The following is a 1,071-nucleotide window of genomic DNA, read 5'->3' as shown; positions in this document are numbered from 1 at the left end:
CCAATTTGCGTATCCAAACCGTGGTTAAGTTGAGAAATCACATCTTGTAATTGAGCAACTTCGAGCGCTCTCCACAACGACATTTCATCAAAGTGACCACCGAGCGTCAGATTATGCCTCAAGGTGTCGTTAAATAGTATAGGTTGCTGTAATACCACGGCAATTTTGTCGCGGATCACTTCAAAACCAATATCTTCTGTTAACTCATCATTAAAACGAATGCTACCTGCGTTCTGTCGGTAAACACCAATTAGCAGTTGAATCAGTGTTGATTTACCGCCGCCGCTCGCGCCCACTAACGCAACTTTTTTGCCCGCTGGAATATGTAACGACAGGTCATCCAACACTTTGTTCTCATTATTATATGAGAAATCCACATGCTCGATTTTTACATCGACTTCGCGCGTTTCGTTGAAAGGATTCACCTTCGAGACAGGTCTATCTTCTTCTTCCAACTCTAGAAGGTCGTTAATACGTTTCAATGCGGCTTTTGCGCTATACCAAGAGAATTGTATTCCAAGAAGCTCTTGAACAGGGGACAACATAAACCATAGATAACCAAATACAGCGAAAATTTGGCCAATTGTTAGGTCACTAAACATCACCATTAACATGGCAACCGCACGGAATAATTCAAAACCAATTAAGAAGAGCAAGAAAGAAACTCGACCAGCCGCTTCTGATTGCCAGGCGTATTTGTCAGCATCGACGCGGACTTGATTGGCGCTCTCTTTTAGCTGCTGAAGAAATTCGCGCTCTTTATTGGCAGCGCGCAGCTGGTAAATACCATCCAACGTTTCTACCAGTCGGTTTTGGAAAATTTCGAACGAGTGGTTTTCTTTACGCTTGAGATGCTTGACCATACTGCCAAGTTTGCGAGAGAAATAAATGACAATAGGGTTTACGAGCAGAATAAATAAGCCCAGACGCCAATCTAGCCAAAGCAGAACGATAGCGGTGCCGATGACGGTCAAAAAGCTGATAACAAACTTTGCGAGTGTCGAACCAACAAATTGATCGATGGTTTCTATATCAGTAATAAGGTGGGCGTTAATTCCTCCACTGCCTTTG

1 protein-coding gene is annotated in these 1,071 nt (G+C 43.2%); it reads right to left on the bottom strand.

Annotation, left to right across the window (positions count from 1 at the left end; genetic code table 11):
* Window positions 1–1,071 (bottom strand): ABC transporter ATP-binding protein (locus R7Z78_RS24730; RefSeq protein WP_169643747.1); only part of this gene is annotated, 1,071 nt, incomplete at both ends.

The sequence above is a fragment of the Vibrio sp. 1167 genome, from assembly GCF_033340375.1.
Taxonomy (GTDB): Bacteria; Pseudomonadota; Gammaproteobacteria; order Enterobacterales; family Vibrionaceae; genus Vibrio; species Vibrio alginolyticus.
This window is presented reverse-complemented; position numbering and strand designations above follow the sequence as displayed.